Genomic DNA, 24,619 nt, shown 5'->3' on the forward strand with positions numbered 1-24,619 from the left:
CGCCTTCTCTCCCCGCCCTACTCGCCGCCGAGCGCGTCGAGGCGGGCGTACTGGTCGCCGGTCAGCCCCAGGCTGCCGGCGGCCACGTTCTCCTCGAGGTGGGCGCGGGTGGAGGTGCCGGGGATCGGCAACACCACCGGCGAGCGGTGCAGCAGCCAGGCCAGCGACACCTGCGCCGGGGTGGCGCCGAGCTCCGCAGCCACCTTCCCGACGGCCCCCGCCGACTCGGCGTGCCGCCCGTTCGCGATCGGAAGCCACGGGATGAACGCGATTCCCGCCCGCTCGCAGTAGTCCAGCACGTCCTCGGAAGCCCGGTCGGTGAGGTTGTACCGGTTCTGCACGCTGGCGATCTCGACGATCCCGCGAGCGGCCTCGAGCTGGGGCACGCTCACCTCGGACAGCCCGACCCGGGCGATCTTGCCCTCGTCCCGCATCTCGGCGAGCGCACCGAGCTGGTCCGCCAGCGGGACCTTCGGGTCGATGCGATGCAGCTGGAACAGCTCGATCCGCTCGATCCGCAGCCGACGCAGGGACAGCTCGATCTGCTGGCACAGGTACTCCGGGCGACCGAGCGGCACCCAGTCGCCCCGTGGCCTGCTCTGCCCGGCCTTGGTGGCGATCAGCAGCCCCTCCGGGTACGGGTGCAGCGCCTCGGCGAGCAGTTCCTCGTTGGCGCCGAGTGCGTAGGAGTCGGCGGTGTCGATGAAGTCCACGCCGAGCTCCACCGCACGCCGGGCCACCTCGAGCGCCGCCCGGTGCTCGGCGGGTGGTTTGCGGTCGTGCCCGGTCAGTCGCATGGCGCCGAAGCCGAGCCGGGACACCGAACGCGTCTCGTCGAAGGAAAACCTGGGTTCACATGCGGTCATGCGCGCCAGCCTGCGATCCGGGGCGGGCAGGGCACCAGAGATTTAGCCCCAGTCGAATCCTCGACGAGTGGACTACCCTGCGGTAACCAACCGCAATGGCGCGAGAGGACGGGTGAGGCCGTGCTGAGCGACGTCGCTACCCGGCTGGCCGAGATCGTCGGCGAGCAGCAGGTGCTCACCGGGGACCAGATCTCCGCGGACTACGCCGGGGACGAGGCGCTCACCGTTCCCGGGCAGCAGCCGCGATTCCTGGCCCGGCCCGGAACGGCCGAGGAGGTGGCCGCGCTGCTGGTCGCCGCGGCGGAGCACGGCGTTCCGGTCACCGCGCGCGGGTCCGGAACGGGGCTGTCCGGGGCCGCCCGACCCCGGCCGGACGGGCTGCTGGTGTCCTTCGAGCGGATGAACGCCGTGCTGGAGGTGGACACCGAGAACCACGTGGCCGTGGTCCAACCGGGCGTGACACTGTCCGAACTGGACGCCAGGACCGCCGAGGCCGGGCTGAACTACACCGTCTACCCCGGTGAGATGAGCGCGAGTGTCGGCGGCAACGTGGGCGCCAACGCGGGCGGGATGCGCGCGGTGAAGTACGGCGTGACCCGGCACAACGTGCTCGGGCTCCAGGCCGCGCTGCCCACCGGCGAGCTCATCCGGACCGGTGGCAAGCTCACCAAGATCTCCACCGGCTACGACCTCACCCAGCTCGTCATCGGGTCGGAGGGCACGCTGGCGCTGGCCACCGAGGTCATCGTGAAGCTGTATCCGCGGCCGGCCCACGGCGTGACCGTGCTCGCCCCGTTCGAGGACCTGAACCAGGTGCTGGCCGTGGTGCCGCGGATCATCTCCAGCGGCCTCGCCCCGCACATCCTCGAGTACATCGACAACCTGACCATGGCGGCCATGACCTACGCCGCCGACCTCCGGCTGGGTGTCCCGGACGAGGTCCGCGACGCCTCCGGCGCCTATCTGGTGGTCGGCTTGGAGAACCGGACGGCCGCGTTGCTGGACGGCGACGTCGAACTGCTCGGCACCCTGCTCGGTGACCTCGGCGCCGCCGAGGTCTACGTGCTGGAGGGAAACGCGGCACGGACGTTGATCGAGGCGCGGGAGAAGGCGTTCTGGACGGCCAAGTCCATCGGTGCCGACGACGTGATCGATGTGGTGGTCCCACGCAGCGAGATGGCGGAGTTCCTCGCCAGTACGAGGGAACTGGCGCTCAAGGCGGAGTCCGGGGTACTCGGCTGCGGGCACGCGGGGGACGGCAACGTGCATCTCGCCGTCTTCCAGAAGGACCCGGACAAGCGCAGGGCCCTGCTGCACGAGATCTTCGCCGAGGGGATGGCCGTGGGCGGCGCGATCTCCGGTGAGCACGGCATCGGCAACGCCAAGCGGGACCATTTCGTCGAGCTGGAGGACCCTGCCAAGCTCGAGTTGCTGCGGCGGATCAAGCAGGCCTTCGATCCCGCGGGCATCCTCAATCCGGGTGTACTCCTCGACTAGTACAGAAAGCGAGCAGCATGAACGGCGCGCAGTCCCTGATCCGCACGCTCGTCGACGCGGGTGTCGACGTGTGCTTCACCAACCCGGGAACCTCGGAGATGCATTTCGTGGCCGCGCTGGACACCGTGCCGGAGATGCGCGGGGTACTCGGCCTTTCCGAGGGGGTCGTCACGGGCGCCGCCGACGGCTACGCGCGGATCGCGGACCGGCCCGCGGCCACCCTGCTGCACCTCGGGCCCGGCCTCGCCAACGGGATGGCGAACCTGCACAACGCCCGGCGGGCGCATACCCCGATGGTCAACATCGTGGGTGACCACGCGACGTATCACAAGCAGTACGACGCACTGCTGGAGTCGGACATCGACGCGGTCGCGGGCACGCTGAACGGCTGGGTGCGCCGCTGCGGCGGCGCCGCAGAGGTGGGCGCGGACGCGGACGCGGCGGTCGCCGCGGCGCGCGAGGCCCCCGGGCGGATCGCGACGCTGATCCTGCCCGCGGACGTCTCCTGGGGTGAGGGCGGCCAGGCGGGTACGCCGGTGCCTGCCCGGCCGGCCGAGCCGGTACCGGACGGGGCGGTCGCCGAGGTGGCCGAACTGCTGCGCGGTGCGGAACCGGTGGCCCTGCTGATCGGCGGCCACGCCTGCCGGGAGGAGGGGCTACGCGCGGCCGCCGCGATCGGCGCGGCGACCGGGGCGAAGGTGTTCGCCGAGACCTTCCCGCGGCGGATCGAGCGCGGCGCCGGGCTGCCGAATATCGAGCGCCTCGGCTATCTCGCCGAGCAGGTGACCTACCAGCTGGACGGGGTCAGGCACCTGGTGCTGGTGGGGGCGCGCTCCCCCGTTTCCTTCTTCGCCTATCCCGGCAAGGCCAGCGACCTGGTGCCCGAAGGGGCCGCGGTCCACTCGCTCGCCGGGATGGAGCAGGACGTGGTGGCGGCGCTGACCGAGCTCGCCGCCAAGGTCGCCCCGGACACCGAGCCGCCGCTGGCCGCCGCGCGGCGGCCCGAGCTGCCCTCCGGGGAACTGACCCCGCAGAACTGGGCCGACGTGCTCGGTGCCCTGCTGCCGGAGGGCGCGATCATCTCCGACGAGGCCAACACCTCCGGGCTGCTCGTACCGGGCGCCACCGCGGGCGCGCCCCGGCACGACGTGCTCACCCTCACCGGCGGCGCGATCGGCCAGGGCATGCCGGTGGCCGTCGGTGCGGCGATCGCCGCACCGGATCGCCCCGTGATCAACCTGCAGGCCGACGGGAGCGCGCTCTACACCGTGTCCGCGCTGTGGACCCAGGCGCGGGAGAACCTGAACGTCACCACCGTGCTGCTGAACAACCGGGCCTACGCCATCCTGCGGATGGAGTTGCAGCGGGTGGGCGCGGAGAGTTCCGGCCCGAAGGCGAGCGAGCTGTTCGACCTGTCCCACCCGGACCTGGACTTCGTCCGGATCGCCGAGGGCATGGGCGTGCCCGCCGGTCGGGCGAGCACGGCGGAGGAGCTGGCCGAGCAGTTCTCCCGCGCGCTGGCCGAGCCCGGCCCGCACCTGATCGACGCGCTCGTGCCGCCCCTGCTCTGATCCGTGAGTGGCCCGCCCAGACGGGGGACGGGCCACTCACGCCAGCGGGCTACTCGAAGAGTTCGCCGGCCTCGGCCTTGGCCACCAGGGACTTCGGCGGGGTGAAGTGGTCGCCGTAGCGATCGGCGAGCTCACGGGCGCGGGCCACGAAGCCCTTCAGACCGCCCTCGTACTGGTTCATGTACTGGACGACCCCGCCGGTCCACGGCGGGAAGCCGATACCGAAGATCGACCCGATGTTGGCGTCCTGCACCGAGGTGAGCACACCCTCGTCGAAGCACTTCACCGTCTCCAGCGCCTCCGCGAACAGCATCCGCTCCCGCAGGTCCTCGAAAGGAATACTGCCGCCGCTGCCCCCGGGTGCGGGTGCCCCGCTGTGGCTGTTGAAGGCCTCGCGCAGGCCCGCCCACAGGCCGACCCGCTGGCCCTCGTCGTCGTAGGAGTAGAACCCCGCGCCGGAGGAGCGGCCCTTACGGTCGAACTCGTCGATCATCCGGTCGATGATCGCCTCGGCCGGGTGCGCCTGCCAGGTGCCGCCCGCGGCCTCGATGGCCTGGCGCGTCTCCTGCCGGATCTTGCGTGGCAGGGTCAGCGTCAGCTCGTCCATCAGCTGCAGCGGCGGCGCCGGGTACCCGGCCTGCAACCCGGCCTGCTCGATGCTGGCCGGCTCGACGCCCTCGCCCAGCGCGGCCACCGCCTCGTTGATGAAGGTGCCGATCACCCGGCTGGTGAAGAACCCTCGGCTGTCGTTCACCACGATCGGGGTCTTCTTGATCTGCAGGGTGTAGTCGAAGACCTTGGCCAGCGTGACGTCCGAGGTCTTCTCCCCGCGGATGATCTCCACCAGCGGCATCTTGTCCACCGGCGAGAAGAAGTGGATCCCGATGAAGTCCTCCTGCCGTTGCACGCCCTCGGCGAGGCCGGTGATCGGCAGCGTGGAGGTGTTCGAGCCGAGCACCGCGTCCGCGTTCACGATGTTCTCGATCTCGCCGAACACCTTGTGCTTGAGTTCGGTGCTCTCGAACACGGCCTCGATCACGAAGTCCACGCCCGCGAAGTCGGCGGGGTCGGCGGTCGGCTTGATCCTGGACAGCAGCGCGTCCGACTTCTCCTGGGTGGTCCTGCCGCGCTTGAGCGCCTTTTCCTCCAGCTTGGCGGCGTAGCCCTTGCCCTTCTCGGCGTTCTCCGCCGAGACGTCCTTGAGCACCACCTCGATCCCGGCCTTGGCCGAGACGTAGGCGATCGCCGCGCCCATCATCCCGGCGCCGAGCACACCGACCTTCTTGGCGGTGTAGGGCTCGTAGCCGTCCGGCCGCGAACCGCCGTCGTTGATGTGTTGCAGGTCGAAGAAGAACGCCTTGGTCATGTTCTTCGAGATCTGCCCGACGGCGAGGCTCACCATGTAGCGCGACTCGATCTGCAACGCGGTCTCGAAGTCGACCTGCGTGCTCTCCACCGCGGTGGCCAGGATCGCCCGCGGCGCGGGCATCGGCGCGCCCTTCAACTGCTTGCGCAGGTTGGCGGGGAAGGCGGGCAGGTTGGCCGCGAAGGAGGGGTTGGACGGGGTGCCGCCGGGGATCTTGTAGCCCTTCTCGTCCCACGGCTGCGCCGAGGCGTCCGGGTTGGCCTTGATCCACTCCTTGGCCTTCGGCAGCAGTTCCTCGACGCTGTCCACCACCTCGTGCACCAGGCCGATCTCCAGCGCCTTGCGCGGGCGGTGCCGCTGCCCCTGCACCAGTACGTTCAGCACCGCGTTCTGGATGCCGAGCAGCCGCACGGTCCGCACGATGCCGCCGCCACCGGGCAGCAGGCCCAGGGTCACCTCGGGCAGCCCGATCTGGCTGCCCTTGACGTCCGCGGCGATCCGGTGGTGGGTGGCCAGCGCGATCTCCAGGCCGCCGCCCAGCGCCGCGCCGTTGATCGCGGACACCACCGGCTTGCCGAAGGTCTCCAGCCTGCGCAGGTCGGCCTTGATCGCGTTCAGGTGCTCGGTGAACTCCGCGGCCTGCTCCGGCCTGGCCTGGATCAGGTCGTTCAGGTCACCGCCGGCGAAGAAGGTCTTCTTCGCCGAGGTCAGCACCACACCGGTGATCGAATCCTTTTCCGCTTCCAGCCGCTGCACGATGGCATGCATCGACTCGGCGTAGTCGCGGTTCATGGTGTTCGCGGACTGCTTGGGATCGTCGAGGGTGAGCACGACGATGCCGTCGGCGTCCCGCTCCCAGCGAATGGTCTTGGCTTCAGTCATGGTTGCCTTCCCTCAGACCCGCTCGATGATGGTGGCCAGGCCCATGCCGCCGCCGATGCACAGGGTCACCAGCGCGCGCCGGGCGTTACGACGCTCCAGCTCGTCCACCATGGTGCCCAGGATCATCGCGCCGGTCGCGCCGAGCGGGTGGCCCATGGCGATGGCGCCGCCGTTGACGTTGACCTTCTCCTCGGGGATCTTCAGATCCTTCATCCACTTGAGCACGACGGAGGCGAAGGCCTCGTTGAGCTCGAAGAGGTCGATGTCGTCGATGGTCAGCCCGGCGGTGTCCAGCACCTTCTGGGTGGCCGGGGTCGGGCCGGTGAGCATGATCGTGGGGTCGGAGCCGGTCACCGCGCTGGCGACCACCCGCGCCCGCGGGGCCAGCCCGAGGTCCTTGCCCACCCGCTCGTTGCCGACCAGCACCAGCGCCGCGCCGTCCACGATCCCGGAGGAGTTGCCGGGCGTGTGCACGTGGTCGATCCGCTCCACCGAGTGGTACTTCTGCAGCGCCACGGCGTCGAAGCCGCCCATCTCGCCGATACCGGCGAAGGAGGGGTTCAGCTTGCCGAGGGACTCCACGGTGGAGCCGGGCCTGCGGTGCTCGTCGTGGTCGAGCACGGTGACGCCGTTGATGTCCTTGACCGGGACGACCGACTTGGTGAAGTACCCGCCGGACCATGCCGCCTCGGCCTTGTCCTGGGACGAGACCGCGAACCGGTCGACATCCTCCCGGGAGAAGCCCTCGATGGTGGCGATCAGGTCGGCGCCGATGCCCTGCGGGACGAAGTAGCTGTCGTAGTTCGTCGCCGGGTCGAGGAACATCGCGCCGCCGTCCGAGCCCATCGGCACCCGGGACATCGACTCCACGCCGCCGCCGATCACCAGCCGGTCCCAGCCCGCGCGTACCTTCTGCGCGGCCTGGTTGACCGCCTCGAGGCCGGAAGCGCAGAAGCGGTTGAGCTGCACACCGGCGACCGTGTCCGGGAGACCGGAGGCGACCGCGGCCGCCCGCGCGATGTCGGCGCCCTGGTCCCCGACCGGGGACACCACACCGAGCACGATGTCGTCGATCACGGCCGGGTCGAGGCCGGGGTGACGCTGCTTGAGCTCCTCGATCAGGCCGACCACGAGGTCGATCGGCTTGATGCCGTGCAGCGAACCTTTCTTTCCCTTGCCACGAGGCGTTCGGATCGCCTCGTAGATAAACGCGTCACTACTCACGCAGAAGGTCCTTCCTGGTGCCGGGCCAGAACCACGCCGACCCTCATGCTAATCGTCACTAACATAACGTTGCTTATGTCCAGGGTGTCAACGGGTTGTCAGCTAGTCAACACGAGCTAGAGTGGGCTCACGTATGCGCCAGCAAGCCACCCGGGTACGCCGCCCGCGCGACCGCAAGAGCCAGCTCGCCTCGGTCGCCGCCGAACTGTTCCGCGCCCGCGGCTACCACGGGGTCGGGATCAACGAGATCGCCGCCGCGGCGGGAGTCACCGGCCCGGCGCTGTACCGGCACTTCGCCGACAAGCAGTCGATCCTGGCGCACGTGCTGCTGGCCGGGATCGAGGACATGGAGCAGGCCACGGCCGCCGCGCTGGACGCCGCCGAGGTGCCGACTCCCGAACAGGTGGAGGCCCTGCTGCGCACCCTGGCGGCCAAGTCGGTCGAGCGGCGCGAGGCCGCGGCGCTGTGGCGCTGGGAGGGGCGGCACCTTTCCGCGGAGGACCAGCGGGAGATCCGGCACCGCTCCGGCGCGGTGCTGCGGTCCTGGGCGGCCGCGCTGCGCCGGATCCGGCCGGAGCTGGCCGTTCCGGAGTCCGAGCTGCTCTGCTGGGCCGGGATGAGCGTGTTCGGCAGCGTGTCGGTGCACCACACCGGCATAGCCAAGAAGCGCTTCGCCGACCTGCTGGTCGAGCTGGCCCAGCGGGTGCTGCGGGTCGGTCTTCCGGAACCGGCGGCCGGGCCCCAGGTGAACCACTCGCCGATCGCGCTCGGCAGGCCGTCCCGCCGCGAGCAGGTACTCGCCGCCGCCACCGAGTTGTTCCAGCGGCACGGGTTCCACGCGGTCAGCATGGAGGACATCGGGGCCGCGACCGGAATCGCCGGGCCGAGTGTGTACCGGCACTTCCCCAGCAAGGCCAGCCTGCTCACGGCCATCTGCCAGCGCGCGGCCGAGCGGCTGACCCTGGGCGCAGAGTACGCGTTGCGCACCAGCGCCCCGCCGGACGAGCGGGAGGCGCTGCGCAGGCTCACCGAGTCCTATGTACACACCCTCACCGGGTCGGCCGAACTGACCGTCTCCTTCACCGGCGGACCGCTGTACGTGGACGAGCGCGACCGGGCCGAGCTGGTGCGGATCCAGCGCGACTACGTGGCCCAGTGGGTCCGGCTGCTCACCACCGTCCGGCCCGAGCTGGGCGCGCGCGAGGCGAAGATCACTGTGCACGCCGCGCTGACCATCGCCAACGACCTGACCCGCACCCGCAGGGTGAACGGCAGGCCCCAACTGGCGGCCGAGCTGGTGCGGATGATGACCGCCGTGCTCGACATCGACTGAATCCACACCGTCCGTGACGCCGATCACATCGGCCACCTCTTGCTACCCACCCCCACCACTGGCGCCCACCCGGCACACGAGCTAACCTACTCGTGAGTAGGTAAACGAGGCCGAGGTCGGCTGAGGGGAGACGCGACGATGGTTGCGCCGCAGAGGAAACGGGACGCCATGGGGCTGGGCCTTGCCGCGCTCACCAAGCTGGCGAGCGTCAAGGCGATCGACCGGGTGGGCTTGCGCAAGCCGGTCGAGCAGTTGGTGTCCTCCGCCACGCGGAACGGCTTCCGGGTGGCGGGCGCCGCGGCCAGGTCGTTCAAATCGGCCCAGCGGCTCGGCAAGCCGGTACGGCAGGCGCCCGCGAGCGATGCCGGGCTGTTCGACCTGACGCCGACCGAGGACCAGCAGCTCATCCTGGAGACGGTCGGCGAGTTCGCGGCCGAGCAGATCCGGCCGGCCGCCGCCGACGCGGACGCCAAGCTGCAGGCGCCGGACGGCCTGCTGACCAGGGCGGCCGAGCTGGGCGTGACCCTGGTCGGGGTGCCCGAGGAACTCGGCGGGGTCGGCAGCGAGCGGTCGGTGGTGACCGGGGCGCTGGTGGCCGAGGCGCTGGCGCACGGTGACCTGGGCCTCGCGGTGTCCGTGCTGGCGCCGGCCGGGGTGAGCAACGCGCTGGTGCAGTGGGGTGACGAGGAGCAGCAGGCGGACTACCTGCCCTCCTTCGTCGGCGAGAACGTACCCGCCGCGGCGTTGGCGCTACAGGAGAAGGCGCCGCTGTTCGACCCGTTCCAGCCGGCGGCGCGGGCGCGCCGTACCCCGAAGGGCTACCAGCTGGACGGGGTGAAATCGCTGGTGCCGCGTGCCGCGGAGGCCGAGCTGTTCGTCGTCTCGGCCAACCTGGAGGGCCGGGGGGCCGCGCTGTTCCTCGTCGAGTCCTCGCAGGCCGGGGTGAGCATCGAGCCGGAGCCCGCGATGGGCCTGCGCGGCGCGGCCACCGGCAGGCTGCACCTGGAGAACGTGTCCCTGCCCGGCGGGGCGCTGCTCGGCGGCGGCAAGCCCGAGGTGTTCGCGGATGTGGTGCGGCTGTCCCGGCTGGGCTGGTCGGCGCTGGCCGCCGGTACCGCGAAGGCCGTGCTGGACTACGTCGTGCCGTACGTGAACGAGCGGGAGGCCTTCGGCGAGCCGGTCAGCCACCGGCAGGGCGTGGCGTTCCAGGCGGCTGACATCGCGATCGAGCTGGAGGGGCTGCGGCTGGTGATGCTGCGCGCGGCCGCGCGGGCCGAGCAGGGCAAGCCCTATGCCCGCGAGGTGGCGCTGGCGCGGAAACTGGCGACCGACAAGGGCATGTGGATCGGCAGCACCGGGGTGCAACTGCTCGGCGGGCACGGCTTCATCAAGGAACACCCGGTCGAGCGGTGGTACCGGGACCTGCGCGCCATCGGCGTCATGGAAGGCATTGTCCTGCTGTAGTCCTGCTCTGAGCTACCGGCTCCCCCTTCGCGAAAGGCCACTCTCATGATCAACCTGGAAACCCCGAAGAAGGCCGGCGCGCTGCTGAACCAGGCGCGGCAGGCCGCGGCCGAGGTGTTCCGGCCCATCTCCCGCAAGTACGACCGTGCCGAGCACGCCTATCCGGCCGAACTGGACATGTTCGCCGCGCTGCTGGACGGGCTGAACTCCTCCGGTGAAGGCGGCGCAGGTGCCTCCGGCGTGCGCCGCGAGGACGACGGCGCCAAGGGCAACCGCAACGGCGCGAACCTGAACACCGTGCTCGGCACCATCGAGATGTGCTGGGGCGACGTGGCACTGCTGCTGTCCATGCCGCGGCAGGGGCTCGGCAACGCGGCGATCGCCTCGGTGGCCGACGAGGAGCAGTCCAAGCGATTCGCCAACGTGTGGGCCGCGATGGCGATCACCGAGCCCGGCTGCGGCTCGGACTCGGCCGCCATCACCGCCACCGCCAGGCTGGACGGCGACGAGTACGTGCTCAACGGCGAGAAGATCTTCGTCACCGCCGGCCAGCGCGCGGACGCCGTGGTGGTGTGGGCCAGCCTGGACAAGAGCAAGGGCCGCGCCGCGATCAAGTCGTTCGTGGTGGAGAAGGGAACACCGGGCTTCGAGGTGGTCCGGCTGGAGCACAAGCTCGGTATTCGTGCCTCGGACACCGCCGTGCTGCGGTTCGAGGACTGCCGCGTTCCCAAGGAAAACCTGCTCGGCACCCCGGAGATCGACACCCAGAAGGGTTTCGCCGGGGTCATGCAGACCTTCGACAACACCCGCCCGCTGGTGGCCGCCATGGGCGTCGGCGTCGCCAAGGCCGCGCTGGAGGAGACCGAGCGCATCCTCGCCGAGGCCGGGATCGTGGTCGACTACGACAAGCCGGCCAACAACCAGCACGCCGCCGCGGCCGCCTACCTGCAACTGGAGGCTGACTACGAGTCCGCCTACCTGCTGACCCTGGAGTCGGCCTGGATGGCGGACAACCGCAAGCCCAACTCGCTGGAGGCCTCCATGGCCAAGGCGAAGGCGGGACGATCCGTTGTCGACATCACGCTGCGCTGCGTGGAGCTGGCCGGAACGCTCGGCTACACCGAGGACTCCCTGCTGGAGAAGTGGAGCCGGGACGCCAAGATCCTGGACATCTTCGAGGGCACGCAGCAGATCCAGCAGTTGATCGTGGCGCGGAAGGTCCTGAACAAGACGAGCACCGAGCTGAAGTAAACCAGCAGGGGCCGCCGGGCAGGGTGACCACTCCCCTGCCCGGCACTACTGCCGCTGCACAACACCCACGGACCACCCCCGCTTGTGCGGGGCGCACCCTGCCCGCGTCCACGCAGTCCGCAGAACAGGAGCGAGGGCCAGCAACTCCCCCTCATAGGGCACCCACCCGTCGAGGCCGAGAGTTCGATCCTGTCCGGGCGACCCTCGGTGCCCCGGTTGCTGGCTACCCGGAGCGCTGCCTGCTTCAGTCGAGCACCGCGGTGGCCTCGACCTCGACCATGAGGTCGGGCTCGGCCAGCGCGGCGACGCCCAGCCCGGTGAGCGGCGGTAGGGCGGTGACGCCCAGCTTCGCGGAGGCTCGGGCCACCCCCTCGGTGAACAGGGGCATCTTGTCGGGGGTCCAGTCGACGAGGTAGACGGTCAGTTTCGCCACGTCGTCGAAGGATGCGCCGACCTCGGCCAGTGCGGTGCCGAGGTTGAGGTAACACTGCTCGACCTGGTCGGCGAAGTCGCCCTCGCCGACCTTGCCCCCGTCGGCATCGCGGGCGACCTGGCCGGCGATGAAGACCAGCTTCGATCCGGTGGCGACCGACACCTGCCGGTAGAGGTCGACCTGCGGCAGTCCGGCGGGGTTCACCAGGGTGATGGCCATGCTGACTCCTTGTCGTGCGGTCCGTGGGCCGGGATTCAAAAAATAGCATAGTTATGTTATGTTTTAGGCGCCATGGCGAGGACGAAGGACCCCGCGGTCCGCACCCTGCTCATCGAGCGGGCCGCACAGCTGCTGCGCACCCGCGAGCCGATCACCCTGCGCTCACTGGTGGCCGGGACCGGCGTGTCGACAATGGCCGTCTACACCTACTTCGGCGGCATGGACGGCATGTGGCAGGCACTGCGCCAGGAGGGATTCACCCGGCTGGCGGCCAGGTTCGCGACCTTGGACCCGTCCGAGGACCCGGTTCGGGACCTGACCGCCCTGGTCGCCGCCTATCTCGGCAACGCACTGGACCATCCCGACCTGTACCGGGTCATGTTCGACGCGACCTTCGACCTGGAAGACCTGGAGGCCGCGGACGCGACGCTGGAGTACCTGGTGCAAGCCGCCGAACGTGGCAGGAAGGCAGGCCGCTTTCGCGCCGACATCGACCCGCTGGAACTGGCGACCCAGACCTGGACCGTCGCCCACGGGCTGGTCTCGCTGGTCGCGGGCGGCCCCCTGCCGCGCCGGACGCTCGGCAACGGCATCCCGCTGCTGAGCGCGCTGTTCACCAGCACCGGAGACGACCCTGGCAGGTGCCTGCGGTCGGTGGAGAGCGGCTGGGAGACGCTACCCCTGCTCGGTGCGCAGTCATGATCGATCGTTCGGGTTCGGGGGCGATGGCGAGCCACTCCCAGGAGTCGGGTGCGGTTTTGCCATGGAGGCCTCCAGCGAGTTGGGCTTGCGGTTGTCCGCCATCCAGGCCGACTCCAGGGTCAGTGGGAACGCGGCAGTCCTCGAACCGCAGCACGGCGGTGTCCGAGGCACGAATACCGAGCTTGTGCTCCAGCCGGACCACCTCGAAGCCCGGTGTTCCCTTCTCCACCACGAACGACTTGATCGCGGCGCGGCCCTTGCTCTTGTCCAGGCTGGCCCACACCACCACGGCGTCCGCGCGCTGGCCGGCGGTGACGAAGATCTTCTCGCCGTTGAGCACGTACTCGTCGCCGTCCAGCCTGGCGGTGGCGGTGATGGCGGCCGAGTCCGAGCCGCAGCCGGGCTCGGTGATCGCCATCGCGGCCCACACGTTGGCGAATCGCTTGGACTGCTCCTCGTCGGCCACCGAGGCGATCGCCGCGTTGCCGAGCCCCTGCCGCGGCATGGACAGCAGCAGTGCCACGTCGCCCCAGCACATCTCGATGGTGCCGAGCACGGTGTTCAGGTTCGCGCCGTTGCGGTTGCCCTTGGCGCCGTCGTCCTCGCGGCGCACGCCGGAGGCACCTGCGCCGCCTTCACCGGAGGAGTTCAGCCCGTCCAGCAGCGCGGCGAACATGTCCAGTTCGGCCGGATAGGCGTGCTCGGCACGGTCGTACTTGCGGGAGATGGGCCGGAACACCTCGGCCGCGGCCTGCCGCGCCTGGTTCAGCAGCGCGCCGGCCTTCTTCGGGGTTTCCAGGTTGATCATGAGAGTGGCCTTTCGCGAAGGGGGAGCCGGTAGCTCAGAGCAGGACTACAGCAGGACAATGCCTTCCATGACGCCGATGGCGCGCAGGTCCCGGTACCACCGCTCGACCGGGTGTTCCTTGATGAAGCCGTGCCCGCCGAGCAGTTGCACCCCGGTGCTGCCGATCCACATGCCCTTGTCGGTCGCCAGTTTCCGCGCCAGCGCCACCTCGCGGGCATACGGCTTGCCCTGCTCGGCCCGCGCGGCCGCGCGCAGCATCACCAGCCGCAGCCCCTCCAGCTCGATCGCGATATCGGCCACCTCGCCGAGGCGCGCGATCTCGCGCCAGACCGGGGTGCGGTATCAACCGCTCGGCGAAACCGTCATCCGCCAGCTCGTCGAGCGCGCACCCCGACGTAGGGGCACCGAGTTCTCGACCCTGGCCAAGCGCTACGGCGTCGTGGGCTGACCGGGATACCGGCGCTGGGCCTGTCCGGCCGATCCGCCGGACAGGCCCAGGACTCAACGCTTGAGCGTGAAGGTGAAGTCGCTGGAGGACCTTGCCGCTCAGCCGGACTGACGAAACGAGCTTGCCGCCCACGATCAGTCTCTCGACCTCGGCCCGCGACAAGCCGCAGCCTTCAGCAATCAGTCGCACCGGCCGGACCGGGATCCGCGCCGCAAAGCGGACCGCGACGTCGATCACCTCGCGGTCCAGGCCATCCGTTTCGCCGGTATCGAGACGCCAGGCGTTGTCCCAGTCGAGGGCAAGGCGATTGCGACGCCGAAAGCCCGGATCCTCGAGCAGCTCGGCCGCAAGGCCGGGGTCGTTGTCATGCAGCCGGTCGAGCAGCTCAGGTCGTATGGAGCGGACATTGATCCGCTCGATGACCGTGAGCTTTGTGGTCTCCCCGCAAGCGGAACAGAGCGCGAGGAGCCAGACGTCGATGAGCTTGTGGTTTGCGTTGACGCGAAACTTACCGCTTGTCCGGAAGCGCTCGGACGCGCAAACGTGGCACCGGCGACGAACGAGCGGCAGGCATACGGGTTCGACTACCCAGTTTTCGGACACAGAAAGTACACCTGTTCAGTGAGAAATTCACCGCAAAAAGAGCACGTGCGCATACGCGACGCGCGACAATCAGCGCTCGGGAGATCTCACAGGGTGTACAACGGCACGTCCTTGACTAGACGACTTGGGTCGGTAGCAAGGTAACGACACACAGCCGCTCTGCTCCACCGGTTTTCGAGCGCCTCACCACCAGCTTCCGCCCGGCGGATCAGGTGCCGTAGGACGCCGACGAGATCAACGGCTGGGACTGTGGTGGGACGGCTGACGTGGTCAGCGAGCTCTTTCGAGTGCTCAAGCAGGCCGAGCTGTTTGTGGCACGGCAGTCCAGACCACACCCTCGCATGCGCGGGGAGCACGACTCCGAGGGTCGGTCGGACAACCTGACCACGGGACCATCCCCGCGTGCGCGGGGAGCACTCCTCGCTGTCCTTGCTGTTCTTGCCCATGTGCGGACCATCCCCGCGTGCGCGGGGAGCACTCCTTATATAGTGCTGTGCATCAACGCTGAAATGGGACCATCCCCGCGTGCGCGGGGAGCACACTTCCTGAACTGCGACGATGCGGACCGAAACACCGTTTCTACTTCACTTCGTGGCGAGTGTAGCCGAGGAAACGGAACCAGCCCTCCACCGAGTGGGCCCCGGCGCGCAAGGAGTGCGAAGGAAGCGCCGGGGCCCATGCCGCCGGTACCAGGGGAAGTGGGACCGGCAGCAGTCCAGAGGTCAGCAGCCGCACCACCAACCCATCGAGAAGGCGATCGACTGGACCAGCGACAAGGCCAGGGCGAGCAGGACCAGCACCAGCAACGGGCGGTCCCGACGCGGGATCACCGCCGTGTCCCATTCGCCCGGTCACCATTCGGTGCCTCGTGGAACTGCTCGCACCGCGTGGCGTGCTCGGCGGTCGGGTAGATCGACTGGCAATGCCAGCAGGTGCGGGCCTCCCGCGTCAGCCGCGGCCACCCGGCGATCTCGGCATCGCTCGCCCGCAGCGGCACAAACTGCGACGGCGGGCAACGACGGCTTCGACGGCTCATGCCGATCCCCCACGCCACCGATCAGACGCCAGCAGCACGTCGGTGTGCCCGTCACCGTCGTCCCTGGCGGTTGCACGGTCCGCACGTCCACCATCGTTGTCCATGACCACATCGTCAAGGTCGGTGACCTGCGCGAACAGCGACCAAAACCAGGGTTTGATAGGGACGGCATGCGGCTTCTATGCCGTTCACGCCCAGAAGCCGACGAGGTAGCCTCGGCATGTGGATCTCCTGCCGTTCGACCAGTACGTGGCCTCGCTCAACCGCAAGCGGATGTCCGCCGGAGTTCTGTTCCTGGACACCCGATCTCGCGTTTTGCTGATCGAGCCCTCCTACAAACCGCACTGGGACATCCCCGGTGGAGCGGTCGACGCTCGGGAGGCGCCGTGGACGACGGCGCTTCGTGAGGTGCGTGAAGAGATTGGCATTGACCGACCACTCGGCCGTTTGCTCGTCATCGACTACGTATCGGCGGATGGGCGAATGCCTGAGGGTGTCGCGTTTATTTTCGACGGTGGCCAGATCTCCGAAGCCGAGGTAAGCGAGTTAACGCTCACCGATCCTGAGATTCTGTCGGCCCGGCTACACACACTTGATGAAGTCGCCATGATGGTGAAGCCGACACTCGCGACGCGTCTGGCTGTAGCCATCGAAGCCGCCGACGGTGGGGAGTTGGCGCTGTGCGAAAACGGCAAGCGCGTGGCAGGATAAGCGGGCTGTGTACAGGTCATAGGAGAACTCATGACGGTCAGCCGGCCTCTGTCTGAGAACCTTGCCCGTATCCGCAAGGCTCAAGACCTGTCTCAGGAACAATTGGCAGAGGCCGCATCGATCAGCGTCGACACCGTCGCTCGGATAGAGCAAGGAACTCGAGCAACCAGCCGACCAGCCACCTTGGGCAAGCTCGCCGCCGCGCTGGATGTCTCTGTGGAGAGTTTGCTCGGATACGAACCCGCCCGCCATCCTGCCGATCTTGACGCGTCGCAGCTACGACATGCAATCACGACGAGCGGCGGCATTCCGGGCCTCGACGAGTTCGCAGATACCGAGGACCTGGTACCCCTACCTCACCTGGCTCAAGCAGCGCACAGCGCCTGGCGTGCCTATGTCGACGGTCGTCACGAGAGACTCCTCCACACGCTCCCAGCCGTGCTGGCCGACGCACGGCGTCTGGTACAGGTCGCCACCGACGAGGAGAAGGCAGGCGCGTATCGCGTGCTGTCCGCGGCCTACCGGGTGGGTAGTGGGATTGCTGGCCGCATGGGGCTGGACGATCTTGCTTGGTCCGCAGCGGAGCGTGCGGTAGACGCCGCTCGTCACTCCGACGCCCCCGAGATCGAAACCGCCATCTCGCTGCGGTACCTCGCATGGACCCTGGTAAGGCAGGGACGACTCGAGGAAGCCGAACGGGTCGCGGTGACCACCGCGGAGCGGATCCAACCAGCGATGCTCGACCGCGACCCGGCCCGCGCCGGCGTATTCGGCAACCTGCTGTTCAACGCCGCGACCGCGGCCTTGCTGGGTCGACGTGTCACGCAAGCCACGGACCTGCTCACTGAAGCACACAGCGCCGCCATCCGAGCAACAAAGGACACCTCCAACGAAGCCGCGATCTTTGGTCCCCGCGTCGCTACCCTCCAGCAGATCGACAGCGTAGCCAGGGCTGGTGATTCAGAGCAGGCTTTACACCTGGCCGACGCGGTACCGAAAGCACGGGGTGAGGTTCCCGCGTTCTGGGAGGCTGGTCACCGGTTGCGGCTCGCCACGGCTGCCCTTGACCTTCGTCAGGACCGGCGTGCCGTCTTCTTCCTCGCCGAGGCGCGTGATCTCGCGCCGGACTGGGTGCGGCACCAACCACTCGGCGAAACCGTCATGCGCCAGCTCGTCGAGCGTGCACCCCGGCGTAGGGGCACCGAGTTCTCGACCCTGGCCAAGCACTACGGCGTCGTGGGCTGACCGGGATCTCGACGCTAGGCGTCGGGACTGGAAGCAGTTGCACCTGCCCAGCTTCTGACGCACTGATTCCATGCGCCAGAACTCGCGAGCGTGACCTTACCCCTTCGACGAGGTCCCGTGGGACGAGATCGCCTCATGGTTCCACGAAATTGCTGCGAAATACCCGAATTTCCGTCATCTCGCCGACATCGTCGACAGCGTTCTGACCTGCCGTGGTGACCTATACCTGGCTGGGCTCACGTCGATGCACGACCTGGTGGTCACGGCTCGGCCAGTGCCAGAGTATCCGCGCGTCGAGGTCGTCGTTGTCCGATCGCCATCGTCCGGATATGACGATCGGATCCGCCGAACCAGCGAGGCGGCCGTGCCGCTGTTCTGGCGATTCATGATCGAAAAATTCAGCGTGGCGCCAGCACGACCCGAAGCCACCGGACACCACGCATGACGCCTCGCCGGCTCTGCCACGGGTGAGGTCTTCGGGAAGACATCATGATCAATAGCTCGGGTTCGGGGGTGCCGAGGACGCCGCGCGGCTGATCCGGTCGGCGAGTTCCTTCGACCGCTCGATCAACTCCGGCGGACCCTCGATGGTGTAGGGGACACCGACCATGGGCAGGGTGATGGCGAGCCACTCCCAGGAGTCGGGTGCGGTGACGAAGCGGCAGTGGTGCTCGTCGACGGCCTCCAGCGAGCCCGCCTCCGGGATGAGCCGCTCCGAGACCACGGCGAGCGGGGCGGCGAACCGGACGATGCCCTGGTGCCGGGTGATCGGGTAGCGGGCACTGTTCTGCACGAAACTCACCGGCCCCTCGGGCGGCAGCTCGCGCGGGATGAACGTGGTGCCGGGCACGGTAAGACCCGAGATCCGGTCGAGCCGGAACGTCCGCCAGTCCGCCCGGTCGCGGTCCCAGCCGAGCAGGTACCAGCGGCGGCCGAGTAACACCTGGCGGTAGGGCTCGACCTGCCGCTCGGTGTGCTCGCCTCGCCTGCTGGTGTAGTCGAAGCGGACGTGCTGACTCGTGTGCGCGGCGGTACCGAGCAACTCCAGGGTCCGCAGGTCCAGTGGCCGCGACGAGCGGGTGACCAGGTCGATCGAGGCCGACACCGCCCGCAGCCGGTGCCGCAGGCGGGACGGCAGCACCTGCTCCAGCTTGCGCAGCGCGCCGTCGGCGGCGCCGTCCGTGCCATCCACCTCGGCATGGGCGGCGAAGCGCAGGCCGATGATGGTGGCCACCGCCTCGTCGTCGGTGAGCAGCAGCGGGGGCATCGCCCGTCCCGCGACCAGCCGGTAGCTACCGCCGGGACCCCGGGTGGAGGACACCGGGTAACCCAGCTCGCGGAGCCGGTCCAGATCCCGGCGGAGGGTGCGCGGCGAGGTGCCGAGGCGCGCCACCAGTTCGGTCGCGGGCCACGCCCGGCCGTCCTGGAGCAGGGACAGCAGCTCCAGCATCCGCGTGCTCGGGCTGTTCAGTGTGGTCATCACCGCTCAGCGTGCCACGAGTTGTGGTCATTATGTGGCCACAACTGTCCGTAGTCTCGCGGGCATGACACACGAGCACATCCGCCTCACCGGGGCACGCCAGCACAACCTGAAGAACCTCGACCTGACGGTTCCCCGGCGGGCGATCACGGCGTTCACCGGGGTGTCCGGCTCGGGTAAGACCTCGCTGGTGTTCGACACGATCGCGGCGGAGGCGCAGCGGCAGCTCAACGAGACCTTTCCCCCGTTCGTCCGCAACCGGCTGCCGAGCTACGGCAGGCCCGAGGTGGACATGATCGAGGACCTGTCCCCGGTGGTGGTGATCAACCAGCGCAGGCTCGGCGGGAACGCCCGCTCGACGGTCGGCACGATCACCGACATCTACACCCTGCTGCGGCTGCTGTTCTCCCGCGCGAGCGAGCCGTACGTGGGCGAGTCGACCGCGTTCTCGTTCAACGAACCGGCCGGGATGTGCCCGCGCTGCTCCGGGATCGGCATGGTGGTGACCCCGGACATTGATTCCTTTCTGGACCTCGACCGGTCCCTCGAGGACGGGGCAATCCTGCTGCCGGGTTTCGGGAACAAGGCGAACACCAAGAAGTACTGGTACCGGCAGTACGCGGAAAGCGGGCTCTTCGATCCGGCGAAGCCGCTGCGCGCCTGGCCCGTACGGCTACGGGAGGCGCTGATCCACGGGGTACCGGGCAAGCAGGAAGGGCTGCTGGAGCATTTCACCCGCATCTACCTGCACGCCGAGGGCGAGATGTCCGCCCGCAAGCAGGCGGTGGTCGAGCGGTTCACCACCTCCGTGGTGTGCCCGGACTGTGCGGGCGAGCGGCTGAACGAGGCCGCGCGGTCGGCGCGGGTGGCCGGGCACACGATCACCGAGTGCGCGCGAATGGAAATCACCGACCTCATCCCGGTAGTCCGCACGGTGACCGAACCGGCAACGAAACCGGTGGTGGACAGCCTGGTGGAGCGGCTGGAGGCGGTGGAGGGGATCGGCCTCGGTTACCTCGACCTCGCGCGTGCCACCAGCACGCTCTCCGGCGGGGAGTCGCAGCGGATCAAGATGGTGCGCCACCTCGGCAGCAGCCTCACCGAGATGCTGTACGTGTTCGACGAGCCCTCGATCGGACTGCACCCGCGCGACGTCGAGCGGTTGACCGCGCTGCTGCGCGGTTTGCGGGACAAGGGGAACACGATCCTGGTGGTCGAGCACGACCCGGATGTGGTGGCGATCGCCGACCACGTCGTCGACCTGGGTCCCGGTGCCGGAGTGGACGGCGGTGAGGTCGTGTTCCAGGGTGATGTCGCCGGGCTGGCCAGGGCCGACACGGTGACCGGCCGCGCCATGCGGGCCAGGACGGAGGGGCGTGCCGACCCGCGCCCACCGCACGGCAGGCTGCGGGTTGCCGGCGCCGGTAGGCACAACCTGCGTGACCTCGACGTCGACGTGCCGATCGGGGTGCTCACCGCGATCACCGGCGTGGCGGGCTCCGGCAAGAGCAGCCTGGTCACCGTCCTGCTCGAGCAGCACCCGGGCACGGTGGTCGACCAGTCGGCGATCGCGACGAGCAGGCGGTCCACCATCCTCACCTACACCGGAATGGCGGACCCGATCCGCCGGATGTTCGCCCGCGCGGGCGGGGTCAGTGCCTCGCTGTTCAGCGCGAACTCGCGGGGCGCCTGCCCGGACTGCCGTGGCCTCGGCGTCGTCTACACCGACCTCGCGTTCATGGAGGGGGTCGCCGCGGTGTGCGGTACCTGCCACGGAAGGCGGTTCACCGAGGAGGTGCTGGAGTACACGGTGGGCGGCCACTCCATCGCCGACGTGCTCGACCTGACGGTGGCCGAGGCCCGAGCGGTGTTCGACGACCCGGCCCTCACGCCGACGCTGGTCGCGCTCGCCGATGTCGGCCTCGGTTACCTCACCCTCGGCCAGCCGTTGAGCACACTGTCCGGTGGCGAGGCGCAGCGCCTGAAACTGGCCGGCGAGTTGCGCAACCGGCCCGAGGGCGGGCTGTACGTGCTGGACGAGCCGACGACCGGGCTGCATCCCGCCGATATCGGCAGGCTGGGCGGGATCCTGGACCGGCTCGTCGATGCCGGGAACACCGTGGTGGTCGTGGAGCACAACCTGGACGTGGTCCGGACCGCCGACTGGGTGATCGACATCGGCCCGGACGCGGGGCAGCACGGTGGCCGGGTCATGTTCACCGGGCCACCCGCCGACCTGGCGGCCGACCCGCACTCGATCACCGCCGAGTACCTGCGCCGCCAGGCCCGGGCGGGGTGACCCCGCACCGGGACCATCACCGCGTGCGCGGCGTACGGCAAAGAGAACAGCGTAAGGCAGTGCGACGGCCAGGACATACCCCGCCTCCGGGGACAGTTCTCAGGAGGTCCGCTCGGTTACTTCCCGCTCGATACGTTCGAACATGTCGGAGTCGGTCTCACGCTGCCATTCCGGCATGGCTTCCCAGTCAGCGACGTACGAAGTTTTCGGATCGGGAATGTGCTTGAAAATTTGACCGATCCAGCATAGGGCGACGAATCGTCCTTTCTGTTCACGAGTGAGTCTCGCCGTGTTGCCAGCGGTGGCGAGCACGAAATCACGCACCTGGTGATACACGGCGGCAGCGCTGGCACGTTCCCAATCGGGCATTTCTTCCCACGTAGCGATGTAACCTGGCTTCGGCTCTCCGGGGCAATACTTCTTGACCCCAGAAATCCAAGCATTGCGGAAGATACGTCCCTCACCGACCGACACTGTGCCGCGTCCGCATAGCTGTCACTGTCGAAGAATATTTCTCCGCAGAGCTGGAACAAGTCACCGGCCATGAGGCGTAGTCTCCGGCCAAAGGTTGGCGTTCAACCGCTTGTAATTGTCGAGCGTAACAGGATCGAGGCGCCGAGGATTTGTAGCGCTGTACGCGATTCGGTCCACGTCGACCGCACTGGCGGGGATAGCGAGCAGGCTTCCCGTGAGCGTCATCAGGCGGAGTAGTTCACGGCGATTCACGTCGTCACGTTGCCAATCATCATCGCGCAGTGGCGAGCCGGGACATCTGGGGTTCTGCGTTTCTGTGCCGTCCTTCCGTTGGTCGGTGGCGTTGACCTGAGCAGGGAACTTCCCGCCGGGTGTAGGCCAGTGCCGATTTGTACGGGGTTTGTACTCGGGCCGGTCAGCCTGGGCTCCACTGTGTACTCGAAGCACTCGAACCAGTGGAGGACAGCCATGAGGACGAGGGTCACCAAGGTCGCCGTGCTGACCGCGGCGGCGGCCATGTCGGCGATCGCCGTGGCGGCGCCGGTACAGGCCGCGCCCGCCGCCCTGCCGACGGCCAACATGGAGGCGGTGATCAAGGCGGCGCAGATCGACCCGCGCAGGCCGGGCACCACACTCACCCCGGGAGCCAAGGACAGCGTGCTGCTGGTGGAACGGGCCCTGGACGCCAGGAACCTGCTGGACGGCCAGTACGTGGACGGCCACTTCGGCACCGCCACCATCTCGGCCTACGCGGCGTACCAGCGCTCGCTGGGCTACACCGGGCTCGCCGCGTCCGGGCTGCCGGGGCAGACCTCGCTACGCAAGCTGGGCGAGTCGCGGTACACCGTCGGCAACGTGCTCGACCCCGGTGGCAGGCTGACCTACCACGGCGAGCTGATGAACGGCCGCACCAAGGCGATGCTCGTCGAAGCGGAACGCCTGCTCGGCAGGCAGCTCGGCATCACGCAGGGTTCCTACAACCCCGGCGGTGTCGGCGGTTCGGCAGGCACCCACGACGGCGGGGGCGCGCTGGACATCTCGGTGGCCGGGATGAGTGCGGGCACCCGCACCGACGTCGCCAGGAAGCTGCGCCAGGTCGGATTCGCGGCCTGGGTGCGCACGCCGTCCCAGGGGCCGTGGGGGTACCACATCCACGCGATCGCGCTGGCCGACACCGACCAGTCCCCCGCGGCACAGCACCAAGCCGGGGACTACTACCTCGGCTACAACGGGCTGGCCAACCGCGCACCCGACGACGGTCCGGTGGTCACCCCGAAGGTGACCTGGGAGGAGTACCAGCGCCGCTGACCGGCGAGCCTCACAGATCCGGCAACGGGTCCGGCGGCAGGACGTCCTCCTCGGAGATCTCGGCGTCGGCGGCCCTGATCACCGAGACGAACTCCTCGTCGATCTCCAGGTGCAGGCTGCCCAGGGTGATCATCGGCCCGACGGAGGGCTGCTCCCGCACCGGACCCAGCCGGATCCGCCGCGGGTAGCGGTGCCACACCGCCTTCGGCCTGCCGCCGAACCAGCTCCGGCCGATCACGAGCACCTCGCTGTCGGCGACCACGACGTAGAACTGGGCCCGCACCGGCCCGAATCCCAGCCAGATGGCCGTGCCGAGGAAGAGGTAACGGATACTGTCGCCCTCGCGCAGTAAGGCCCTACAGCGCTCACGGTCCTTCGATGACACCGGCATTCGATCACCCTGCCTGCACCCGCAGCGCGGCGTCCAGTTCGGCGTGGGCCCGGGGATGCTCGGCCCACCAGCGGGCGTAGTCCGGGTTCAGATCCACGATCGACATGTACGCCCTGGCGGCGCAGGCGTAGACGTCCTGCGCCCGCCCACCCAGCAGTCCGCTCTGCCGGGTGGCCACCAGCAGCGGGACCAGGATCGGCTGGCCGCTCAACGGCCGGATGGCGACCTCGGCCGTGCTCGGCGTCGCGGGGTCGGCGAAGCAGGCGGCGCCCTGCGCGACCAGGGACCACGCCGTGCTGCTCTCCGTGGTGTGATGGGTGCGGCGCGGGGTGAACCCGGCGGCCGCGCATACCGTGTGCAGCAGCATGCGCAGCCCGTCCTGCTCCGGCGGCGGCGTCACCCAGTCCATCCCGGCCAGGTCGCACAGGTCGATCACGTCCTGCTCGGCCAACGCGTCGTTCGCCGGCACCGCGATGAACTGTGGCTCGCTGACCAGCGTGCGCATCTCGACACCGCGGATCTCCCTGCGCTCGAGCCCCTCGAACCGCTCCAGCACGGCCAGGTGCAGCCGACCCGCGATGAGGTCCTCCAGCAGTTGTGCCGAGGAGCGGACGATGTTGGTACGCACCTGGATGCCGGCGAACCGGGAACGCAGCTCCGAGACCAGGCTGCCGAGGAACAGGGTGGGGATCGACCCGACCAGCAACGGCCCGCGATCGGGGCCACGCGCCCGGTCGCGGGCCAGGTCGACCAGCTGGTCCACATCGTCGAGCACGACTCTGGCCGTGCTCACCACGTGCTTGCCGAGGTCGGTGAGTTCGCTACCGGTCGGCTTCCGCTCGAACAGCAGCCCGCCGACGATCCGCTCGACCGATCGCAGCTGCGCACTCAGCGCAGGCTGGGTGAGCCCGAGCCGGGCCGCGGCCTTGGTGAGGCTGCCGGTCTCCGCGATCGCGCACAGGGTTCGCAGGTGCCTGAGCTCCAACTCAGCCATAACCACTCTTGATA

At 69.0% G+C, this 24,619-nt stretch carries 19 protein-coding genes and 3 pseudogenes; 11 read left to right on the forward strand and 11 right to left on the reverse strand.

What is annotated here, in order from left to right; all coding sequences use genetic code 11:
* Positions 1-17: 17 nt before the first annotated feature.
* Positions 18-866 (reverse strand): aldo/keto reductase, encoded by an 849-nt coding sequence (locus FB471_RS10960; RefSeq protein ID WP_141997500.1) that lies wholly within the window; start codon positions 864-866, stop codon positions 18-20.
* A 123-nt stretch (positions 867-989) separates the two neighbouring features.
* On the opposite strand from FB471_RS10960, the gene FB471_RS10965 reads away from it, so the two are divergent.
* The gene (locus FB471_RS10965) at positions 990-2,363 is read left to right on the forward strand and encodes an FAD-binding oxidoreductase (protein WP_142001758.1); all 1,374 of its coding nucleotides are present in this window, start codon (positions 990-992) and stop codon (positions 2,361-2,363) included.
* Between the two features lie 17 nt (positions 2,364-2,380).
* Positions 2,381-3,934, forward strand: a complete 1,554-nt coding sequence (locus FB471_RS10970; protein WP_141997502.1) for an acetolactate synthase large subunit — start codon at positions 2,381-2,383, stop codon at positions 3,932-3,934.
* 49 nt (positions 3,935-3,983) lie between these two features.
* Here FB471_RS10970 and FB471_RS10975 read toward each other — a convergent pair whose 3' ends face one another.
* Together FB471_RS10975 and FB471_RS10980 are read right to left on the reverse strand one after the other, a co-directional pair.
* Positions 3,984-6,182, reverse strand: coding sequence for a 3-hydroxyacyl-CoA dehydrogenase NAD-binding domain-containing protein (locus tag FB471_RS10975; RefSeq protein WP_141997504.1), 2,199 nt, complete (start codon positions 6,180-6,182; stop codon positions 3,984-3,986).
* 12 nt (positions 6,183-6,194) lie between these two features.
* Entirely contained in the window at positions 6,195-7,406 is a 1,212-nt protein-coding gene (locus FB471_RS10980; RefSeq protein WP_141997506.1) for an acetyl-CoA C-acetyltransferase, read from the reverse strand.
* Positions 7,407-7,539: 133 nt separating this feature from the next.
* Between FB471_RS10980 and FB471_RS10985 the strand changes: the two genes are divergently transcribed.
* The 3 genes from FB471_RS10985 (at position 7,540) to FB471_RS10995 (ending at position 11,454) form a co-directional block, all read left to right on the forward strand.
* Entirely contained in the window at positions 7,540-8,739 is a 1,200-nt protein-coding gene (locus FB471_RS10985; protein WP_141997508.1) for a TetR/AcrR family transcriptional regulator, read from the forward strand.
* 168 nt (positions 8,740-8,907) lie between these two features.
* Positions 8,908-10,203, forward strand: coding sequence for an acyl-CoA dehydrogenase family protein (locus FB471_RS10990; protein WP_142001760.1), 1,296 nt, complete (start codon positions 8,908-8,910; stop codon positions 10,201-10,203).
* Positions 10,204-10,248: 45 nt separating this feature from the next.
* Positions 10,249-11,454 (forward strand): acyl-CoA dehydrogenase family protein, encoded by a 1,206-nt coding sequence (locus tag FB471_RS10995; protein ID WP_141997510.1) that lies wholly within the window; start codon positions 10,249-10,251, stop codon positions 11,452-11,454.
* Positions 11,455-11,698: 244 nt separating this feature from the next.
* Here FB471_RS10995 and FB471_RS11000 read toward each other — a convergent pair whose 3' ends face one another.
* On the reverse strand, positions 11,699-12,106 hold the full coding sequence (locus FB471_RS11000; protein WP_141997512.1) for a RidA family protein: 408 nt from the start codon (positions 12,104-12,106) through the stop codon (positions 11,699-11,701).
* 72 nt (positions 12,107-12,178) lie between these two features.
* Between FB471_RS11000 and FB471_RS11005 the strand changes: the two genes are divergently transcribed.
* Positions 12,179-12,808, forward strand: coding sequence for a TetR/AcrR family transcriptional regulator (locus FB471_RS11005; protein WP_141997515.1), 630 nt, complete (start codon positions 12,179-12,181; stop codon positions 12,806-12,808).
* Between the two features lie 106 nt (positions 12,809-12,914).
* On the opposite strand, the pseudogene FB471_RS11010 reads toward FB471_RS11005, so the two are convergent.
* From FB471_RS11010 to FB471_RS11020, 3 pseudogenes are all read right to left on the reverse strand, one after another.
* Positions 12,915-13,616 (reverse strand): annotated as a pseudogene (locus FB471_RS11010) (acyl-CoA dehydrogenase family protein); the annotation flags it as partial.
* Between the two features lie 45 nt (positions 13,617-13,661).
* Positions 13,662-13,922, reverse strand: a pseudogene (locus tag FB471_RS11015) (acyl-CoA dehydrogenase family protein); the annotation flags it as partial.
* A 307-nt stretch (positions 13,923-14,229) separates the two neighbouring features.
* A pseudogene (locus FB471_RS11020) lies at positions 14,230-14,667 on the reverse strand (DUF1062 domain-containing protein); the annotation flags it as partial.
* A 1,258-nt stretch (positions 14,668-15,925) separates the two neighbouring features.
* Here FB471_RS11020 and FB471_RS11025 point away from each other — a divergent pair.
* From FB471_RS11025 to FB471_RS34550, 3 genes are all read left to right on the forward strand, one after another.
* Positions 15,926-16,414 carry an NUDIX domain-containing protein gene (locus tag FB471_RS11025; RefSeq protein ID WP_141997518.1) on the forward strand — a complete coding sequence of 163 codons (489 nt, stop codon included), beginning with the start codon at positions 15,926-15,928 and terminating at the stop codon, positions 16,412-16,414.
* Between the two features lie 30 nt (positions 16,415-16,444).
* On the forward strand, positions 16,445-17,659 hold the full coding sequence (locus tag FB471_RS11030; RefSeq protein WP_141997520.1) for a helix-turn-helix domain-containing protein: 1,215 nt from the start codon (positions 16,445-16,447) through the stop codon (positions 17,657-17,659).
* A gap of 244 nt (positions 17,660-17,903) precedes the next feature.
* Positions 17,904-18,104 carry a hypothetical protein gene (locus FB471_RS34550; protein ID WP_141997522.1) on the forward strand — a complete coding sequence of 67 codons (201 nt, stop codon included), beginning with the start codon at positions 17,904-17,906 and terminating at the stop codon, positions 18,102-18,104.
* A 48-nt stretch (positions 18,105-18,152) separates the two neighbouring features.
* Here the strand turns inward: FB471_RS34550 and FB471_RS11040 are convergent, their stop codons facing one another.
* Positions 18,153-19,139, reverse strand: coding sequence for a helix-turn-helix transcriptional regulator (locus tag FB471_RS11040; protein ID WP_246076345.1), 987 nt, complete (start codon positions 19,137-19,139; stop codon positions 18,153-18,155).
* A 64-nt stretch (positions 19,140-19,203) separates the two neighbouring features.
* Here FB471_RS11040 and FB471_RS11045 point away from each other — a divergent pair, with 64 nt between their 5' ends.
* Positions 19,204-21,438 (forward strand): excinuclease ABC subunit UvrA, encoded by a 2,235-nt coding sequence (locus tag FB471_RS11045; RefSeq protein ID WP_141997524.1) that lies wholly within the window; start codon positions 19,204-19,206, stop codon positions 21,436-21,438.
* 99 nt (positions 21,439-21,537) lie between these two features.
* On the opposite strand, the gene FB471_RS11050 is transcribed toward FB471_RS11045, so the two are convergent.
* Positions 21,538-21,912, reverse strand: coding sequence for a hypothetical protein (locus FB471_RS11050; RefSeq protein WP_141997526.1), 375 nt, complete (start codon positions 21,910-21,912; stop codon positions 21,538-21,540).
* Between the two features lie 468 nt (positions 21,913-22,380).
* Here FB471_RS11050 and FB471_RS11055 point away from each other — a divergent pair, with 468 nt between their 5' ends.
* Positions 22,381-23,220 carry a peptidoglycan-binding domain-containing protein gene (locus FB471_RS11055; RefSeq protein ID WP_141997528.1) on the forward strand — a complete coding sequence of 280 codons (840 nt, stop codon included), beginning with the start codon at positions 22,381-22,383 and terminating at the stop codon, positions 23,218-23,220.
* Between the two features lie 10 nt (positions 23,221-23,230).
* On the opposite strand, the gene FB471_RS11060 is transcribed toward FB471_RS11055, so the two are convergent.
* The gene (locus tag FB471_RS11060; protein ID WP_141997530.1) at positions 23,231-23,611 is read right to left on the reverse strand and encodes a hypothetical protein; all 381 of its coding nucleotides are present in this window, start codon (positions 23,609-23,611) and stop codon (positions 23,231-23,233) included.
* 4 nt (positions 23,612-23,615) lie between these two features.
* Positions 23,616-24,605 (reverse strand): LysR family transcriptional regulator, encoded by a 990-nt coding sequence (locus tag FB471_RS11065; RefSeq protein ID WP_141997532.1) that lies wholly within the window; start codon positions 24,603-24,605, stop codon positions 23,616-23,618.
* Positions 24,606-24,619: the final 14 nt, after the last annotated feature.

The sequence above is a fragment of the Amycolatopsis cihanbeyliensis genome, assembly GCF_006715045.1.
GTDB classification, from domain to species: Bacteria; Actinomycetota; Actinomycetes; order Mycobacteriales; family Pseudonocardiaceae; genus Amycolatopsis; species Amycolatopsis cihanbeyliensis.

Excerpts from the sequence above, each read along its gene's own strand:
- FB471_RS10960 (WP_141997500.1), bottom strand. The coding sequence starts at position 866 with ATGACCGCATGTGAACCCAGGTTTTCCTTCGACGAGACGCGTTCGGTG.
- FB471_RS10970 (WP_141997502.1), top strand. The coding sequence starts at position 2,381 with ATGAACGGCGCGCAGTCCCTGATCCGCACGCTCGTCGACGCGGGTGTC.
- FB471_RS10975 (WP_141997504.1), bottom strand. The coding sequence starts at position 6,182 with ATGACTGAAGCCAAGACCATTCGCTGGGAGCGGGACGCCGACGGCATC.
- FB471_RS10985 (WP_141997508.1), top strand. The coding sequence starts at position 7,540 with ATGCGCCAGCAAGCCACCCGGGTACGCCGCCCGCGCGACCGCAAGAGC.
- FB471_RS10990 (WP_142001760.1), top strand. The coding sequence starts at position 8,908 with ATGGGGCTGGGCCTTGCCGCGCTCACCAAGCTGGCGAGCGTCAAGGCG.
- FB471_RS10995 (WP_141997510.1), top strand. The coding sequence starts at position 10,249 with ATGATCAACCTGGAAACCCCGAAGAAGGCCGGCGCGCTGCTGAACCAG.
- FB471_RS11000 (WP_141997512.1), bottom strand. The coding sequence starts at position 12,106 with ATGGCCATCACCCTGGTGAACCCCGCCGGACTGCCGCAGGTCGACCTC.
- FB471_RS11005 (WP_141997515.1), top strand. The coding sequence starts at position 12,179 with ATGGCGAGGACGAAGGACCCCGCGGTCCGCACCCTGCTCATCGAGCGG.
- FB471_RS11030 (WP_141997520.1), top strand. The coding sequence starts at position 16,445 with ATGACGGTCAGCCGGCCTCTGTCTGAGAACCTTGCCCGTATCCGCAAG.
- FB471_RS34550 (WP_141997522.1), top strand. The coding sequence starts at position 17,904 with ATGCACGACCTGGTGGTCACGGCTCGGCCAGTGCCAGAGTATCCGCGC.
- FB471_RS11040 (WP_246076345.1), bottom strand. The coding sequence starts at position 19,139 with ATGACCACACTGAACAGCCCGAGCACGCGGATGCTGGAGCTGCTGTCC.
- FB471_RS11045 (WP_141997524.1), top strand. The coding sequence starts at position 19,204 with ATGACACACGAGCACATCCGCCTCACCGGGGCACGCCAGCACAACCTG.
- FB471_RS11055 (WP_141997528.1), top strand. The coding sequence starts at position 22,381 with ATGAGGACGAGGGTCACCAAGGTCGCCGTGCTGACCGCGGCGGCGGCC.
- FB471_RS11060 (WP_141997530.1), bottom strand. The coding sequence starts at position 23,611 with ATGCCGGTGTCATCGAAGGACCGTGAGCGCTGTAGGGCCTTACTGCGC.
- FB471_RS11065 (WP_141997532.1), bottom strand. The coding sequence starts at position 24,605 with ATGGCTGAGTTGGAGCTCAGGCACCTGCGAACCCTGTGCGCGATCGCG.